General features: G+C 70.7%; 14 protein-coding genes and 1 tRNA gene. 10 read left to right on the top strand and 5 right to left on the bottom strand.

Annotated elements, in window-relative coordinates:
- The 3 genes from BMG523DRAFT_RS09275 to xerC all read left to right on the top strand — a co-directional run.
- The coding region (locus BMG523DRAFT_RS09275) for a replication initiator (protein ID WP_043590889.1) at positions 1-252 on the top strand (252 nt) is incomplete at its 5' end.
- 31 nt (positions 253-283) lie between these two features.
- The gene (locus BMG523DRAFT_RS09270) at positions 284-466 is read left to right on the top strand and encodes an excisionase family DNA-binding protein (RefSeq protein ID WP_368671092.1); all 183 of its coding nucleotides are present in this window, start codon (positions 284-286) and stop codon (positions 464-466) included.
- Positions 463-1,686, top strand: a complete 1,224-nt coding sequence (gene xerC, locus BMG523DRAFT_RS09265; RefSeq protein WP_011438628.1) for a tyrosine recombinase XerC — start codon at positions 463-465, stop codon at positions 1,684-1,686. The genes BMG523DRAFT_RS09270 and xerC overlap by 4 nt, the downstream gene beginning before the upstream one ends.
- 76 nt (positions 1,687-1,762) lie before the next feature.
- On the opposite strand, the gene BMG523DRAFT_RS09260 is transcribed toward xerC, so the two are convergent.
- Positions 1,763-1,836, bottom strand: a tRNA-Pro gene (locus tag BMG523DRAFT_RS09260).
- Positions 1,837-1,863: 27 nt separating this feature from the next.
- Entirely contained in the window at positions 1,864-2,796 is a 933-nt protein-coding gene (locus BMG523DRAFT_RS09255) for a metallophosphoesterase (protein ID WP_011438629.1), read from the bottom strand.
- 155 nt (positions 2,797-2,951) lie between these two features.
- Between BMG523DRAFT_RS09255 and BMG523DRAFT_RS09250 the strand changes: the two genes are divergently transcribed.
- The gene (locus BMG523DRAFT_RS09250) at positions 2,952-3,410 is read left to right on the top strand and encodes a GatB/YqeY domain-containing protein (protein ID WP_011438630.1); all 459 of its coding nucleotides are present in this window, start codon (positions 2,952-2,954) and stop codon (positions 3,408-3,410) included.
- An 18-nt stretch (positions 3,411-3,428) separates the two neighbouring features.
- Here the strand turns inward: BMG523DRAFT_RS09250 and BMG523DRAFT_RS09245 are convergent, their stop codons facing one another.
- Positions 3,429-6,062 (bottom strand): penicillin-binding protein, encoded by a 2,634-nt coding sequence (locus tag BMG523DRAFT_RS09245; RefSeq protein WP_035908661.1) that lies wholly within the window; start codon positions 6,060-6,062, stop codon positions 3,429-3,431.
- Between the two features lie 553 nt (positions 6,063-6,615).
- Here BMG523DRAFT_RS09245 and BMG523DRAFT_RS09240 point away from each other — a divergent pair.
- Positions 6,616-6,972: a WhiB family transcriptional regulator gene (locus BMG523DRAFT_RS09240; protein ID WP_011438632.1), complete on the top strand. Its 357-nt coding sequence runs from the start codon at positions 6,616-6,618 to the stop codon at positions 6,970-6,972.
- Positions 6,973-7,125: 153 nt separating this feature from the next.
- Here the strand turns inward: BMG523DRAFT_RS09240 and BMG523DRAFT_RS09235 are convergent, their stop codons facing one another.
- Together BMG523DRAFT_RS09235 and BMG523DRAFT_RS09230 are read right to left on the bottom strand one after the other, a co-directional pair.
- A complete protein-coding gene (locus BMG523DRAFT_RS09235; RefSeq protein WP_011438633.1) occupies positions 7,126-8,418 on the bottom strand; it encodes an ArsA family ATPase in 1,293 nt (430 codons plus the stop codon).
- Positions 8,415-9,449: an ArsA-related P-loop ATPase gene (locus tag BMG523DRAFT_RS09230; RefSeq protein WP_304413232.1), complete on the bottom strand. Its 1,035-nt coding sequence runs from the start codon at positions 9,447-9,449 to the stop codon at positions 8,415-8,417. Before BMG523DRAFT_RS09230 ends, BMG523DRAFT_RS09235 begins: the two co-directional genes overlap by 4 nt.
- 229 nt (positions 9,450-9,678) lie before the next feature.
- Here BMG523DRAFT_RS09230 and BMG523DRAFT_RS24390 point away from each other — a divergent pair, with 229 nt between their 5' ends.
- The 5 genes from BMG523DRAFT_RS24390 (at position 9,679) to BMG523DRAFT_RS09210 (ending at position 16,159) form a co-directional block, all read left to right on the top strand.
- Positions 9,679-9,843 (top strand): DUF4177 domain-containing protein, encoded by a 165-nt coding sequence (locus tag BMG523DRAFT_RS24390; RefSeq protein WP_023840716.1) that lies wholly within the window; start codon positions 9,679-9,681, stop codon positions 9,841-9,843.
- A gap of 1 nt (position 9,844) precedes the next feature.
- Complete coding sequence (locus tag BMG523DRAFT_RS09225) at positions 9,845-10,309, top strand: RidA family protein (protein WP_011438636.1); 465 nt, start codon at positions 9,845-9,847, stop codon at positions 10,307-10,309.
- 100 nt (positions 10,310-10,409) lie between these two features.
- Complete coding sequence (locus BMG523DRAFT_RS09220; protein WP_011438637.1) at positions 10,410-11,357, top strand: NUDIX hydrolase; 948 nt, start codon at positions 10,410-10,412, stop codon at positions 11,355-11,357.
- A gap of 2 nt (positions 11,358-11,359) precedes the next feature.
- Positions 11,360-12,229, top strand: coding sequence for an MBL fold metallo-hydrolase (locus BMG523DRAFT_RS09215; RefSeq protein WP_011438638.1), 870 nt, complete (start codon positions 11,360-11,362; stop codon positions 12,227-12,229).
- Between the two features lie 315 nt (positions 12,230-12,544).
- Positions 12,545-16,159 carry a tetratricopeptide repeat protein gene (locus BMG523DRAFT_RS09210; RefSeq protein ID WP_043590886.1) on the top strand — a complete coding sequence of 1,205 codons (3,615 nt, stop codon included), beginning with the start codon at positions 12,545-12,547 and terminating at the stop codon, positions 16,157-16,159.
- Positions 16,160-16,171: the final 12 nt, after the last annotated feature.

Below are 16,171 nucleotides of genomic sequence, written 5' to 3'. Positions count from 1 at the left end.
TACTCCACCACCTTCGCGGCACGCCGGACGGCCCGGCGTACCTGGCGGCGCACCCACGTGAACGGCGAGGAACGCCCGGCCCTCGACGCCTTCGGCCGACCCGACGACACCGACGAAACCGTGATCATCCCCACCTGGCGGTACCACTCCTCCGGCTACACCAACAACGGCGACCGATGGCTCGCATCCATGGCCGCAGACCAAGCCCGGTCACGGAGAGAGGTTGCCCGTGATCATCGTTCGGCGGCGTGAGAGGAGGGGATCGGGAGTGCGTGATGGTGAGATTTCCGTGGCATGGTACACGGTCCGTCAGGTGGCGGACATGCTCGGGTTCGGGCTGAGCAAGACAAAAATGCTGGTCAAGACGGGTGAGCTGCGTTCTCTGAAGGATGGAGGGCATCGGCGCATCCTCCCCGAGTGGGTGGATGAATACGTGGCGCGTCGGGTGGAGGAGGCCGCTGTATGAACGAGTCGAAACAAAAGCGGACTCGCGCGAACGGTGAGGGATCGATTTACCCGTACCGGAATGGCTTCGCCGCGTACGTGTGGGTGACCACACCTGATGGGAAGTCACGGCGGAAGTACGTGTACGGGCAGACCAGGGAGATCGTTCACGAAAAGTGGATCAAACTACACTCGACGGCTCGACAGGGACCCATGCCGACACGATCGGTGACGGTGGCGGTATTCGTTGCTCGGTGGCTGAGTGAGGTGGTGGAGCCGAACCTTGCTCCGCTGACGTACTCGACATACGAGACGCTGGCGAGGCTGTACATCGTTCCGGGTCTGGGTGCCAAGCGGCTCGACCGGCTGACGGTCCGGGACGTACAGAAGTGGGTCAACGGGCTTCAGCGGGCCTGCCAGTGCTGCGCACAGGGCAAGGATGCTCGGCGGCCGGAGAGGCGGCGTCGGTGCTGTGCGCTCGGCCGGTGCTGTGGGCAGACCATCTCCGCCCGGACACTGAAGGACGTTCGGGGCGTGCTGCGGTCCGCGTTGACGCACGCTGGTCGCGAGGAGTTGGTGTCCAAGAACGTTGCCGGCCTGGTCAAGGTTCCGAAGGTCAGGGCGCGACGTCGGAAGGCGTGGACCACGGATGAGGCGCGGATCTTTCTGGAGTCGGCCCGTGGTGATCGGTACTACGCCGCGTACGTCCTGATCGTCGTTCTCGGCTTCCGTAAGGGGGAGGCGCTGGGGCTGCCGGACGTGACCGATGACGGGCCGGAGGAGTTGGCGGTGGAGTGGCAGCTTCAACGGGTCCGGGGGCAGCTTCTGCATCGAGAGACGAAGACGGCGGGATCGGACGCCACGCTGCCCCTGCCGCAGATCTGCCGTACGGCGATCGCTGAGAGGCGGAGGCTGCGGGCGGAGGATCGGAAGGCTGCGGGGGCTGCCTGGCAAGAGTCAGGACTGTTCACCACGGGACGCTTCGGCACCGCGGTGGAGCCTCGGACGTTCGACCGGGCGTTCGCTCTGCGGGTACAGAAGGCGGGGGTGCCTCGGATCACAGTGCACGACGCCCGGCGGACCTGTGCGTCGCTGCTGGTGGATCTCGACGTGCACCCACGGGTGATCATGCGCATCCTGCGGCACGCGAACATCGACGTGACGATGGAGATCTACGCGCAAGCGTCGTCCACGGCCACGCGGGAGGCGTTGAACCGGCTAGGCGAAAGTCTTGATCGGTAGGGCCGTTGCTGTACTTCGCTGCTGTACACGCGTCAGGGGTATGATCCAAACTTGCGGATCATGACCCTGACCTGGGTCGGGGTGGCGGGATTCGAACCCACGACCTCTTCGTCCCGAACGAAGCGCGCTACCAAGCTGCGCCACACCCCGCGACCGAGATGAAGCATACCCGACGGCTCAGTGGTCCGACGGGGTGGGGTCGCCGGCCGGCACCAGGGTGAGCAGGGTCGCCTCCGGCCGGCAGCCGAGGCGCAGCGGCGCGAACGGGGACGTGCCCAGCCCGGACGACACGTGCAGCCAGGACGACCGCCCGTCGACCTCGTGACGGGACAGCCCGCGAACCCGGGCCCGGTCCAGCCCGCAGTTGGTCACGAGCGCCCCGACCCGGGGCAGCCGGATCTGACCCCCGTGCGTGTGCCCCGAAAGGGTGAGCCCCACCCCGTCCGCTGTGAACGCGTCGAGGACCCGCGGTTCCGGGGTGTGCGACAGTCCCAACGCGAGCTCAACGCCGGGCTCCGGGGGGCCGGTCACGACCGCGAGCTGGTCGCGGCGCAGCCGGGCGTCGTCCACGCCACGCAGGTCGATCCGGCGACCGCCGACCTCGATGACCGCCCGCACGTTGGTCAGCTCGGTCCACCCGCTGGCGGCGGCGAGACCACCGGCGAAAGCCGCCCAGTCCAGCGGAGCGCCCCTGGGATGGGCCTCGTCGCCCCGCCGGAGGTAGCGGTGCGGGCTCTTCAGGGTCGGGACGAAGTAGTCGTTGTTCCCCGGTACGAAGACCCCGGGAAACGAGTAGAGCGGCTCCAGCGCGGCGAGCAGGGGATCCCGGGCATCGGCCGCAGACAGCACGTCACCGGTCAGGGCGACCAGGTCGGGGACGAGCCGGGCCAGGTCCCCCAACCAGGCGAGCTTGCCGTACTGACGGGGGGTGACGTGCAGGTCGGAGATGTGCAGCACGCGCAGGGGGCGCGCGCCGGCCAACAGCACCGGGATCCGCACCCTCCGCAGGGTGTACGCCGTGCGCTCGTACAACCCGCCGTAGGCCGACACGAGCGCCCCCACCGCCGCGACACCCACGAGAGTCCTCGCCGCTGTGTGACGTGCGTTCATCGTCCCAGTCTCACCCACCGCGGGCGGGGACCTGCCGCCACCCGGCCCGGTTCCGCGCGCCGCGCCGCGCACCACCGGGCGCCGCGCACCACCGGGCGCCCCGCCGACGGAACCGGCGTGACCACCCTGCCCGCAGACCATAGGCTCCGGTGGTTATGAGCACCCTCAAGGAACGTCTGCGCGCCGATTTGACCGTCGCGATGAAGTCCCGTGACGAGCTGCGGACGTCCACTCTGCGGCTGGCCCTGGCCGCGGTGAAGGATGCGGAGGTGGCCGGCAGCTCCGCGCGGGTCCTCGACGACCCGGAGGTCTCGAAGGTCCTGACCCGCGAGGTGAAGAAGCGCCGGGAGGCGGCCGACGCCTACGCCGCGGCCGGTCGCGGCGACCAGGCGGACCGAGAGCGGGCCGAGGGCGAGGTGCTCGAGGAGTACCTGCCGAAGCAGCTCGGCGACGACGAACTGGCCACGATCATCGACCAGGTACTCGCGGGTCTGGATGTCAGCGGTCCACGAGCGATCGGTCCCGCCATGAAGTCCGTGCAGGCCGCGGTCGGCGGCCGGGCCGACGGCGGCCGGGTCGCCGCACTCGTGAAGGCCCGGTTGGCGGGCGGCTGAACGAGCCGCGTGGCCCGCTCAGCGCCGCCGGCGCCCGCCCTGGCCCCGGCCATCCGTCCCGTCCAACGGCCCCGAGCCGCCTGAAGCGTTCAGCTGCCGACGCAGATCCGTGCCCGGCTGGCCGCCCCCGGCCGGTTGGCCGTCATTCGGCTGGGCGAGCGCTCCGAAGCCGGGTAGCGTCGATCCACCCGGCAGGACGGCCGTGCCGGTCAGCCCCCCGGAGATCTGCAGGGTGACCTCGGTGTTGAGCGAGACCTCGCTGCCCGGGGCGGGCGACATCGCCACGACGGTGCCGGGGGGCGCCGGATGCGGGACCGGCTGCGACCTGACATGGAAGCCCAGCTGGACGAGCGTCTGCTCGGCGACCTGCTGCGGCTGCCCGACCACGTCCGGCAGTGCCTTCGTCGGCACCTCGGGTTGGGTGTCGTCCGGGGTCGGCAGCGGTTCGACCGGTAGTCCGAGACCGGCGATCGTCCGGATCATCGTGCGGGACCACACCTGGGCGGGATATCCGCCACCGAAGACGTTGCGACCCTTCACATTAATCAGGGGATGCGACGTCGGTCCGCGCGGGTCCGCGAGGGTCACCGCCGCGGCGAGCTGGGGGATGTAACCCGCGAAGGAGGCGGTGCTGAACCCCTCCGCGGTGCCGGTCTTGCCGGCGGCCGGCCGGCCGATCTGCCCGTTCCCGCTGGCCGTCCCGTGGTTGATAACCCCCTGCAGCACGGCGCTGACCTTGTCCGCAATCTTCGGGTCGAGCGCCTGCTGGCAGGGAGCGCCGGTGTCGAAGGGAAGCGGCCGGTCCGTCCCGCCCACCCGCTGGGTGATCGCGAGCACGGCCCGCGCGTCGCACTTCCTGCCCCGCGCGGCCAACGTCGCGTAGGCGGTCGCCAGATCGAGGGTGCTGATCTCGTTGGATCCGAGGATGGAGGAGCCGTCGACCCGGGTGATCCCGTCCACCCCCCTGCATTCGGGATCGTTGTTGTTGTGCTGCCGGATCCGGCACGAGGTGACGCCCATACGGCGGGCCACCTCGGCCGTCTTCAGCACGCCCAGCTTCTCGGCGAGCTGGATGTAGTAGGTGTTGACCGATGACCAGGTTGCGGTCGTCAACGAGTAGAAACCGTCCTCGCTGGGATCGGCGTTTCCGTAGCAGTTCTTGCCCTGGGGATCCGGGTTCGGGAAGACGTTCGAGTGGTAGCAGAGGGGGGCGTGCAGCGTCGTGGAAAGCGGTAGTCCCGATTCGAGCGCGGAGATCAGAGTGAACACCTTGTAGGTCGATCCCGGGGAGAACGAGTCCTCGTCGACGGGATAAATCTCCTTGGTGTGGACGAAGTCCGTGGACAGGGCGGCGGGCTGTCCGTCCGCCGTCGGTCCGTAGACCCGGTTGATCGCCAGGGCGAGCACCTGGCCGGTGTTCGGCTGCACCATCGCGACGCTCGCCGCCACCCGGTTCCCGATCGGGATGACCTCGGTCGCGGCCGACTGCGCCGCCTGTTGCGCCACCGGGTCCAGCGTCGTTCTGATCGTGAGGCCGCCCTCGAACAGTAGTCTGCGCGCGTCCTCCTCCGTCGGGGCGAAGGATCTGTCGTTCAGCAGCCGCTGGCGCACGAGGGCGCAGAAGAACGGCGCGGTCGAGTCGGCGCAGGGATCGGCCGAGTGGGGCTGCCGGTTGAGCACCACCTCGCCATCGTGCGCCTGATGAAAGGCCGCCGCGTCGATGTGATGAAGTTCGAACATGCGGTCGAGGACTACGTTGCGCCGTTCCCGTGCCGCCTGCGGATGTATCGCCGGGTTGAAGGCGTTCGGGTTTTTCACCAGGCCGGCCAGCAGCGCGGCCTGCGGCAGGGTGAGCTTGTCGACGTCGACGTTGAAGTAGTGCCGCGCGGCTACCTGGACCCCGTACGCACCATCGCCGAAGTAGGCGATGTTGAGATAACGCTCGAGAATCTCGTCCTTGCTCAGATGGGCTTCGAGGTACAGCGCATAACGCGCCTCCCGAAGCTTGCGCTGGACGGTCTGCTCGGTCGCGGCCTTCTTCGCCTCAGCCGTCGTCGCGGACATCAGAAGAACGTTCTTGACGTACTGCTGGGTCAGGGTCGAGCCGCCCTGGGTGACCTCGCCGTTCTCCCGGTTGGTGAGATACGCCCGGACGAGACCCTTGTAATCCAGCCCGTCGTGCTCGTAGAACCGGGAATCCTCGATGTCGATGATCGCCTGACGCATCACCGGCGGAACCCGGCCCAAGGACACGACCTCACGGTCCTGCTCCCCGCGCAGCACGGCGAGGACGTTCCCCCGCGCGTCGAGGACGCGCGACGCCTGGGCCAGCGGGGGGACCGTCAGGTTGGCCGGCAGGTCGAGGAAGTCGTCCGCGCCGCCCTTGACGGTCAGTCCGGCCGCTCCCACCACCGGCAGGGCCAGCATGCCGACGAGCACCCCCGCCACCACGCTGATCACGCCGGCGCCGAGCAGCCGCGTGGCCACGAACCCCAGCCGGCGGGCCGATGATGCGATGGGACGAGGCTCAGGCCGGTCGACGTCGCCGAAGCGGAGTTCGTCAGGCCCGTACGGGCGCCCCGGTACACGGTCGCGGGCGGAATCCTCGAACCGCCCACGACCGGGCGTGGGGTGCCCAGGGGGCGCGGTCATCCAGGGACCTCCGTCCAGCCAGGCTGGGACACCCGTCGGAGCATACGGGCCAACATTTGATCAACAAGCGCCACCCCCGCCGCCCCGATTTCCACGAACGCCACAAGGCGGCGGCCCATCGCAGCCGATAATGCCGTGAGCTGGGACGCCGCAGTTCCAGCCCCGGCCGGCGACCCTGCCGGTCCCGGGCGCGCCCCGGACGACCGTGACAACCTCCACACCCGCTGCCCCGCCGCCCACGCTCCATACCTCCACTTTCGGGCGTCATCTCAATTCCGGCCCCACATTAGGGCAATCTCGTCAAAACGGAAACGAAGCGATGAAAAACCTACATTATCTCTGAGTCGATACCTCATTGTCACGCAACAGACATACGGAGGTCACAGACCGCACTACCATGGCGATCCGGATCAATGGCCCGGACTAGTCATTTGGACAACCACCCGTGTGGGGTCTGTGCCGTGGCCACGCCACTCCGTACGGTTTCGGGTCAACGCCACGTCACCACCCGCACGGGCCCCCTGACCCGGACTCGAGAAGAAAGGCAGGTGGCATGACCAGAAGCCTGACCTCCACCGTCAGCACGCCACGCCGTGCCAACACGACCCATCTCGTGGGTTCCGCCGTCGACGGCGACTGGACGGCTCACGCCGCCTGTCGCGACCTCGACCCGGATGAGCTGTTCGTCCAGGGCGCCGCCCAGAACCGGGTGAAGACCCGGTGCTTCGGCTGCGCTGTCCGCACCGAGTGCCTCGCGGACGCTCTCGACAACCACGTCGAGTTCGGCGTCTGGGGGGGCATGACCGAACGGGAACGTCGCGCGCTGCTACGTCGCCGCCCAGACGTCACGTCCTGGCGGAAGCTGCTCACGGACGCCCAGGCCGACCACAGATCGGCCTCCGCCGGCTGATTCAGCGGTGGTCCGACCAGTCCCCAAGGCCGATCGGATCCTTCGCCGGCTATCCCCCGCCCGAGGACAACGTCGTCCCGGTCCGGGATCACGCACATCCGCTGTCGACCGCGTTCTCTCACCCGGATGAACCGGGCTCGCCGATCAAGCTGATCAAGCGGTCCGATCCAGCCGTTCGTCACGCGCGAGCGCATCGCCGATCTCCCGCAGTCCGACGAGATCGTGCACGTCTTCCGACAACGCCTCCACCTCCACTATCGGGGTGTCGGGGTGGGCGCTGGTGAACCGCTCCCGCAGCCGCGCCTCCCGGCTCGCCAACCGGACCCGATCGGCGTGGATGCGCAGCACCGCGGCGGCAAGCGGATGCTCCCCGTGCTCCTCGAGGTTCTCGGCGGCGGCAAGGCTGCGCTCGATGTTGAGCGCCTCGGCATCGCTGTGGTGCATCCGGTTCACGACCAGTCCGGCGAGGGGCATCCCCTCCGCATCGAGCCGATCGACGAAGTAGGACGCCTCCCGTAGCGCCGCGGCCTCGGGTGCGGCGACCACGATGAACGAGGTGCCGGGATCGCCGAGCAGGCGGTAGGTCTCCTCCGCCCGCGCCCGGAAGCCACCGAACATCGTCTCCAGCGCCGCCACGAACTGGCTGACGTCGGTCAGCAGCTGGGCGCCGAGCACCTTGGTGAGGACTCGGGTGAACACGCCGAGGCCGGCGCCGAGCACCTTCACGTACGCCCGCCCGCCGGCCTTCGCCGGCGCGAGCAACAGTCGTAGCAGCCTTCCATCGAGGAAGGCCCCGAGCCTCGTCGGAGCATCGAGGAAGTCCAGCGCCGACCGGGTCGGGGGCGTATCGACCACGATCAGATCCCACGTGCCGGTGGCGTCGAGCTGGCCGAGCTTCTCCATCGCCATGTACTCCTGGGTGCCGGCGAAGGAGGACGACAGCGACTGGTAGAAGGGGTTGGCAAGGAGGGCCTCGGCCCGCTCGGAGGTGCTGTGCGCCAGGACGATCTCGTCGAACGTCCGCTTCATGTCCAGCATCATCGCGTCGAGACGACCACCGGCGGCACCGTCGACCCCGGCCACCTCGCGTGGGGTGTTGTCGAGCGCGGTCAGGCCCAGGGCCTGGGCGAGTCGCCGCGCCGGGTCGATCGTCAGGACGACGACGTTGCGCCCGCGCTCGGCCGCCCGCAGCGCGAGCGCCGCGGCCATGGTCGTCTTGCCGACCCCACCCGAGCCACAGCAGACCACGATCCGTTCCGTGTCGAGCATCGCGTCGACGTCGAGCAGTGGCACGCCGGCCGGATGCGGACGCGTCCGGCGCGCTCCCGGCCCGCCGCGACGCGCCGCCGACTGCCGGACGCTCCCCGCTGCCGGCCTTCGCCGCCCGGCGGACGGTGCCCCGGGTTCCCGCCGTGGTGCACCGGGTGACGGGCGCGCGGGGCTCATGCCACCATCTGCTGCGCCCGCAGCATCTCCGCGAACCGGTAGACGGTGCCGAGGTCGACGCCATCCGCGACCAGCGGCACCTCATACACGGGACGACCCAGCCCGGCAATCTCCGCACGCTCAGCCGCCTCCAGCGCGACGCGATCGGCGTGCTGGGCCGCCTCCCAGGCCAGCGCCTCGACCAGCTCAGGGGTGGGCTCCATCCCAGCCTCCTTGATCCCGGCGGCAATCTCCTCCCGGTCCAGCTCCCCGCGCCGGGCCAGACGGGACTCCTTCGCGCGCAGCAGGGGTGGGCGGGTCATGTTGACCACCACACCGCCGAGCGGCAGGCCGGCGCGGGTCAGCTCGGCCACGCCGTCCACCGTCTCCTGCACCGGCATCTCCTCGAGGAGGGTGACCAGATGCACGGCGGCCCGATCGGGCGCCAGCACGGCCATCACGCTGTCGGCCTGGGCCCGGATCGGCCCGACCTTGGCCAGCCCCGCCACCTCCGCGGTGACATTGAGAAACCGGGTGATCCGGCCGGTGGGCGGCGCGTCGAGCACCACCGCGTCGTAGGCCAGCCCTCCCGGGCGGGTGGCGTCGGGCCGGTTGACCGCCTCCTTGACCTTGCCGGTGAGCAGCACGTCGCGAACCCCGGGAGCGATGGTCGTGGCGAAGTCCACCGCGCCGATCCTGTCCAGGGCCCTCCCGGCCCGCCGCAGGTTGTAGAACATCTCCAGATACTCCAGCAGGGCCTCATCCGCGTCGATCGCCAACGCGAACACCTCCCCGCCGCCGGGGGCGCTGGCCACCTTGCGCTCCCGGTAGGGCAACGGAGGGGTGTCGAACAGCTGCGCGATCTGCTGCCGACCCTCGACCTCGGTGAGCAGGACTCGACGACCACCGCTCGCAAGCGCCACGGCCAGCGCGCCGGCCACGGTCGTCTTGCCGGTCCCGCCCTTGCCGGTGACGATGTGCAACCGCCGGTCCCACGGACCGGCCACCTCGCCGCTCGCTTCCTTGATCACGGTGTTCTCGCTGTCGATCACAGCGTTCTCGCTGTCGGTCACGGTGTTCTCGCCGTTCACAAGCTTGACCGTACCCGCGTGCACGGTCCCCACCACGGTGGTGAGCCGGGAGAAAACCCGCGGCGCACCGCGGGGCGAGCCAAGGTAGGGGATGTGGGGAGAGGTGACCGGAACGATGCGGCGGCGAAGGCTCGGGCCCGGTGACACGGGTGTCCGGAACCGTCGGCGCGATGCTCTAAGGTCCGGTGTCATGCAGACGAAGTGGGAGTACGTGACGGCGCCGGTACTGATCCACGCCACCAAGCAGATTCTCGACAACTGGGGTGAGGACGGCTGGGAGCTGGTCCAGATCGTTCCCGGTCCCAACCCCGAGAGCCTCGTCGCCTACTTCAAGCGTCCCAGGAGTCAGTCCTGACATGGCCGCACCGAGCGAACGCCTGGCGGCGCTGGGCCTGACGCTGCCGCCGGTCCCGACCCCGGCCGGCGCCTACCTCCCCGCGGTCCGGGCGGGCAGCCTGATCTGGACGGCCGGTCAGCTTCCGCTGGTGGACGGCCGGCTGGCCCGAACCGGCCTGGTGGGCGCGGGCGCCGAGGTAACCGTCGAGCAGGCCGCGGAGCTCGCCCGGACGGCCGCGCTCAACGCGCTGGCGGCGGCGTCGTCGGTGGCCGGCGGACTCGACGGGATCACCCGGATCATCAAGGTGGTTGGATTCGTCGCGAGCGCCCCCGGCTTCACTGGCCAGCCAACGGTCGTCAACGGGGCGAGTGAGCTGCTCGCAGCGGTCTTCGGCGAGGCCGGTCAGCATGCCCGCTCGGCCGTCGGCGTCTCGGCGCTGCCGCTGGGCGCACCGGTCGAGATCGAACTGGTGCTCGGGGGGTAGGCCAGTCCCGCCGGTGCCGGCCTCGGGGTTGCGGCGGCGCGCCGCGGCCAACAGGACAAACAAACCCCGCCTCGCCACCAACGGCTCTAGCATCTGGGCAATGGTCGACCACAAGGCTGCCCTGATCGCTCGGCTGCGCTGGTCCCCGGCCGACGGAGGCCGCCGCGACGGGGTGACGGCGCGCCATCCGTCCGCGCCGCCCGCAGCGGTGCGCGACGCCTCGACGGTCGTGCTGCTGCGCGACGCGCCGGGTAACCAGGGGATCGAGGCCTACCTGCTGCGCCGGGCGGCGACCATGGCATTCGCCGGTGGGATGTACGCATTCCCAGGTGGACGAGTAGATCCGGCCGATATGGGGCCAGACGTGCCCTGGGCGGGCCCATCGGTCGCCGAGGTCATGCACGCGCTCGACGCCGATCCCGCACTCGCCCGCGCGCTCGTCTGTGCGGCCGTACGGGAGACCTTCGAGGAGTGCGGGATCCTGCTGGCCGGCGCGGTGGCGGGCGAGGACGGCAGGCTCGGCGGCGGCCCGGAGGCGCTCAGCGATCAGGTCCGGGCCGCCGAGCGCCTCGCACTGGAACGGCACGAGCTCGGCCTGAGCGCCCTGCTCCGCAAATACTCCCTCGTGCTGCGGGCCGATCTCCTCGCGCCCTGGGCCAGATGGGTGACGCCCGAGATCGAGCCGCAACGGTACGACACCAGGTTCTTCGTCGCGGCACTTCCCACCGGCCAGCATCCCGGCCAACCCTCCAGCGAGGCGGACCGGATGCAGTGGATACGCCCTGCGGACGCCCTCGAACGCCATAGGGCCGGGACCATGGACATGCTGCCACCCACCGCGTTCACCCTCGCCGAACTATCCGAATACGCCGACGTCGCGGCGGTGCTGGCCGCCGCCCACGCCCGCGACCTGTCGCCGATCATGCCGAGGATTCTGGTCAGCGGCGGCGAAGCACGCCTCCTGCTGCCGCATGACGAGGCGTACGACGACCCGGGAAACCATGACGACCTGCGGGATGCGGGCCCCGCCGACCCGGCGTGGCAATAGCCATGGCCGTGCCCCGACAGATCACTCCCCTGGCCGCCGTGCTTCTCGCTCCGAATCCGGGCCCGATGACGCTCGACGGCACCAACACCTGGATCCTGCGCGCCGCCGGCGAGGAGGGGTGTGTGGTCGTGGACCCCGGCCCGGACCACGCCGGACATCTGGCGACGGTCGCGGCGGCCGGCCGCGTCGATCTGATTCTGCTGACCCACGGCCATGTCGACCACAGTGCCGGCGCGGCCACGTTGCACGATCTCACCGGCGCCCCGGTCCGGGCGCTCGACCCCGTCTTCCGGCTGGGATCGGAGGGGCTCACGGCCGGCGATGTGATCGCCACGGCCGGCGTCGAGCTCCGGGTCCTCCCCACCCCGGGGCACACCGCCGACTCGTTGTCGTTCCTTCTACTCGGGGAAGACAAGCCGCTCGGGGAAGACAAGCACTCCGCGGATTGCCGGGACCGGGCGGAGTCGGGCCCGACCTCCGGCGACCTCCCGCCCGGTCCGGCGGTGCTGACCGGAGACACGATTCTCGGGCGTGGCAGTACCGTGGTCGCTCACCCGGACGGCCGTCTCGGTGACTACCTGGACAGCCTGCGGCTGCTGCGGGAACTCGGCGAGACCACCGTGCTGCCCGGCCACGGCCCCGAACTGCCCGCGGCTGGCCGCGCGGCCGAGCGCTATCTGGCTCACCGCCACAACCGGCTCGACCAGGTGCGGCGTGCTCTGGTGGACGCCGGGGTCGACGCCGCGGAGGCGGACGCGGCCGACGTGGTCCGCCGGGTCTACGCGGACGTCGACCGCGCCCTGTGGTTCGCGGCGGAACTGTCGGTCCGCGCCCAGCTGACCTATCTGCGGGAGCATCCCGACGGCGCCTGATCAGCCCAGTCGACCAGCCGATGGCGAGCGGCACGTCCGTGGCAGCGGTAGCCGGACGGCCGCCTCACGCCACCGAGAGGTTCCGGGAGGCCACTAAGAGATACCGGGCCGATATCACGCAGCGGTATCGCAGCAGCATCGACGCGGCTGCGGTCGGTCATCCGACAAGACGGGATTCGAGGAAGGAGACCCAGGCCACTAAACTCTGGCACGGAGGGAACCGCCCGTGCGCAGGATGACGATTTCGACCAGCCGAAAACCGGGCGACCGGTCCGGCCCCCTACCCACCGGCCACCCGGACGGGAGGCCCCAGCCATGGTGATCACAGCTCCGCACACGGGCCCGCTACGGTGCCCCCGGTGCAGCTCGGCGGCCGTTCCGGGCGGACGATTCTGCTACCACTGCGGCTTGGAGTTCACCTCGGTCGAGAGTCCCGCGGTGGATGCTTCCGAGCGCCGGGTCGTCACCGTTCTGTTCGGTGATCTGTCCGACTTCACCGCCTGGGCGGAGGATCGCGATCCGGAACGCGTCGGGGAGATGACCGATCGGGTCCTCGCCGCCCTCGCCCACGAGATCGACGAGGTCGGCGGCCGCGTCGACAACCTTACCGGTGACGGCATCATGGCCGTCTTCGGGGCTCCCACCGCCCATGAGGACGACCCTGAACGTGCCGTTCGGGCCGCCGCCGCGATGCAGGAGACCGTTCGTCGGCTGGTGCTCACCTCCACGGGGGGTGACGATGACGGCCGGCTCGGCCTGCGGGTGGGCGTCAACACCGGCGAGGTCCTCGCGGGGGTGCAGGCCGCGCTCTCCTACACCGTGATCGGCGATACCGTGAACACCGCCGCCCGATTGTCGGCCGCGGCCACGATCGGCACCGTCTACGCCGGTCGGGAGACCGCGCTCGCCACCCGGTCCGTGGCCACCTGGCGAGAGCTGCCCGACCTGGTCCTCAAGGGCAAGCGGGAGCCCGTCCCAGCCTATGAGCTGGTGAGCCTGCGCCCGTCGAACGTCGCCCGCCCCGGACTCGCCGACGACGCCATGTTCCTCGGCCGGGACGCCGAGCTCGCCTCGCTGACCGATCTGTTCGACCTGGTCGTCGCCAACCAGTCACCCGAGGTGGCACTGATCACCGGGGAGGCCGGGATCGGCAAGACCCGCTTGGCCATCGAGCTCGCCTGTCGGGCGGAGCGGACCCCCGGCACGACGGTGCTCTGGGGACGGACGGTCCGGCACGGTGACGGCCGCGGGCTGGCGCCCCTGGTCGACGTCGTTCGCAACGCGTGCGGGGTGACCGACGGTGACTCTCTCGACCGGGTGGCCAACCGCGTCCGGCGAACTGTGGCGGGGCTGGCGCATCCGCACAGCGGTGCCCGGCTGCCACCCGGCATCGCCGACCGGCTGCTGCTGCTGCTCGGCGTTCCGCTCGACCGGCGGCCCGCCGTCGCCACCGCGGCGGCTCCGGGGGATCCGGCAGCCCGGGCCTCGCACATCGCGGAGGCCGAACAGCGGTCCGTCGACGCGACGGTGGACGCGGTCGCCCTGCTCCTCGGCGCGCTCGCGTCCTCCGGGCCCATCCTGGTCATGATCGACGATCTGGAATGGGCGACCAGCCAGCTCAGCGACGCGATGAGCCGGCTGGCCTCGGCGTTGTCCGGGCCGATTCTGCTTGTGCTGCTGGACCGGACGGGTCCACGGCTCGCCGGACTGCCCCACATCCATCGCATCGCCCTGCGACCGCTGAGCCTCGAGGCCTCCAGCCGCCTGTTGCAGGATCATCTCGGCGGGGTGCAGCTGGAGCCCCGCGGCCGGGCCGATCTGCTCTCCCGGGTGCATGGCAACCCCTTCTTCCTGGTGGAGCTGCTCAACCTGCTGATCGACCGCGGAATGCTGCACCAGTCGGCCGAGACGACCAATGGGGAGTGGCCGGGCTGGGTCCTCGAGGGCTCCCTGACGGAGGCGACTCTTCCCGCCGGGGTGCAGTCGGTGTTGGCCGCCCGCATCGACGATCTCGACCCGGTGGCCAAGGCGGTACTGCGCGCGGCGGCGGTGCTCGGCCCGCGGTTTCCCGCCGAGGCGCTGCCGGTGGTCGACGAACGGCCCGCCGAGGAGGTTACCCGCGCGCTGCGGGTACTGACCGAGCGCCAGCTCGTCCGGCCGCCCCGGGCGACGGAGACGAGGTGGCGGTTCGTCCATCCCATGGCCCGCGACGCCGCCTACGCCGGGCTACCCAAGGTCGAGCGGGCCCGTCGGCATGCCACGGCGGCGCGCTGGGGGGTGACAGCGATGGTCGGCAGCTCGCGGGCCGTCTCCACCTTCGTTGCGAACCACGCCCTGCGGGCCTATGACCTGGCCGCATCGATGAACCTTCCCGTCACCGATCCAGCCTGGTCATCCCGGATGTCCGGGTTCCACGCACATGTCCGGCTGGCGCGCGAGGCGCTAGCCCGAGACGATCATCGAGCTGCCGCCGACCTGCTGGCCAACGCGCGCCGTCTGGGCCGCGGCATCATCGACACGAACGAGGACAACGTCGTGCGGGTGCTGCACGCCGAGGCCCTGGTCGCGCTGCGCCAGCTCGATGAGGCCGAACGCACGCTACGCCCCGCGCTACGCGCCGACGCACCCGTCCGGCGGGCCGCCGCCTTCTCCGTGCTCGGCGAGCTGCGCCAGAAGCAGGGACGCGCCGAGGAGGCGGCGCAGTGCCTGCTCACCGCCCTGGAATCGGCCCAACAGGCCGGTGACGACCGTGCGGAGGCCGCCGCGTTGCGCCGGCTGGGCATGCTCGAATACAACGCTGGCCGTATCGACGCGGCGGAGGAGCGCTACCGCGAGGCCCTCGCGATCGCCCGCCAGGTCGACGATCCCCGCGGGGTCGGTTGGGCGTTGCAGCACCTGGCCTGGAGCGCCACCACCCGGGGGGACTATCCCCGCGCCGAGCGGACGCTGCGCGAGGCGTCCGCGGTGTTCGACCGGCTCGAGGACACCGGCGGCCTCGGCTGGTGCCGGGGCACGGAGGCGCTGGTGCTGCTGCTGTCCGGGCAGCTCACCCGGGCCCGCAAACTCACCCGCGAACTGATCGAGCTAGCCAGTTCCGTGGGCGAGCAGTGGGGGATGGCCGTCTGCCTCACCATCGACGCGATAGCGGCCGCCGAGCTGGGCGACATCGCCACCGCCGAGACCCACGCGGAGCGGGCCGCTGAGCTGTTCACCAGCATCGGCGACGCGTGGGGAACAATGCTGACCCTGGTCGCCCGTGGGCTGGCGGCCCGTGGCACCGGCGAATCGGCCCGCGGGGCGGAGTACCTGGAACAGGCGTGTGCCGAGGCGGCCGCCCGCGGGCACGTCGTCGTCGGCGCGCTGGCCCGGGTGCTGCTCGGGCTGACCTGGCTCGACGCCGGCGAAGTGGACAAGGCTGGGCAGGCCGCCGAGATCGCGCAGGCGGACCTCGCGCAGCTGGAGCTGCGCCCGCATGCCCAGCTCGGGGCAAAGGTACTGGTCGCGCAGATCGCCCGGGCCCGCGGGCGGCTCGATGAGGCGACCGAGCTGTTGCGGGAGGCGTTGTCGGCAAGCGAACCGGCAACCCTGATGTTCCCCCGCCGGCAGGCGTACGCCCATCTCGCCGGCATCCTGTTGGATGCCGGGCAGCCCACCCAGGCTCTCACCGTGGCCCGGCGCGCGGTCAACGTGGATGCCGAGGACGTACGCGCCCAGGTGCTCGGTTACCGCGCGCTCGGCACCGCGCTGGTGGCCAACGGCGATCTGGAAGGCGGTCGTGCCGCCTATCTGCGGGCGCTGGCGGCCGCGACCGCCACGGGGGCTGTCAGCGAGGCGCCGCAGACCCGCAGGCTGCTGGCGAGACTGCCGGTCAGCGGGGCCGCCGACGGCGCGACCATCACTCCCGCGGGCCTGGCCGGGACGGCCGGATGAACCGCTGGAGCG

The organism is Frankia sp. BMG5.23 (genome assembly GCF_000685765.2).
Taxonomy (GTDB): Bacteria; Actinomycetota; Actinomycetes; order Frankiales; family Frankiaceae; genus Frankia; species Frankia casuarinae.
This window is presented reverse-complemented; position numbering and strand designations above follow the sequence as displayed.

Coding starts and splice junctions, on each gene's coding strand:
- xerC (WP_011438628.1), top strand. CDS start 463: ATGAACGAGTCGAAACAAAAGCGGACTCGCGCGAACGGTGAGGGATCG.
- BMG523DRAFT_RS09255 (WP_011438629.1), bottom strand. CDS start 2,796: ATGAACGCACGTCACACAGCGGCGAGGACTCTCGTGGGTGTCGCGGCG.
- BMG523DRAFT_RS09250 (WP_011438630.1), top strand. CDS start 2,952: ATGAGCACCCTCAAGGAACGTCTGCGCGCCGATTTGACCGTCGCGATG.
- BMG523DRAFT_RS09245 (WP_035908661.1), bottom strand. CDS start 6,062: ATGACCGCGCCCCCTGGGCACCCCACGCCCGGTCGTGGGCGGTTCGAG.
- BMG523DRAFT_RS09240 (WP_011438632.1), top strand. CDS start 6,616: ATGACCAGAAGCCTGACCTCCACCGTCAGCACGCCACGCCGTGCCAAC.
- BMG523DRAFT_RS09235 (WP_011438633.1), bottom strand. CDS start 8,418: ATGAGCCCCGCGCGCCCGTCACCCGGTGCACCACGGCGGGAACCCGGG.
- BMG523DRAFT_RS24390 (WP_023840716.1), top strand. CDS start 9,679: ATGCAGACGAAGTGGGAGTACGTGACGGCGCCGGTACTGATCCACGCC.
- BMG523DRAFT_RS09225 (WP_011438636.1), top strand. CDS start 9,845: ATGGCCGCACCGAGCGAACGCCTGGCGGCGCTGGGCCTGACGCTGCCG.
- BMG523DRAFT_RS09220 (WP_011438637.1), top strand. CDS start 10,410: ATGGTCGACCACAAGGCTGCCCTGATCGCTCGGCTGCGCTGGTCCCCG.
- BMG523DRAFT_RS09215 (WP_011438638.1), top strand. CDS start 11,360: ATGGCCGTGCCCCGACAGATCACTCCCCTGGCCGCCGTGCTTCTCGCT.
- BMG523DRAFT_RS09210 (WP_043590886.1), top strand. CDS start 12,545: ATGGTGATCACAGCTCCGCACACGGGCCCGCTACGGTGCCCCCGGTGC.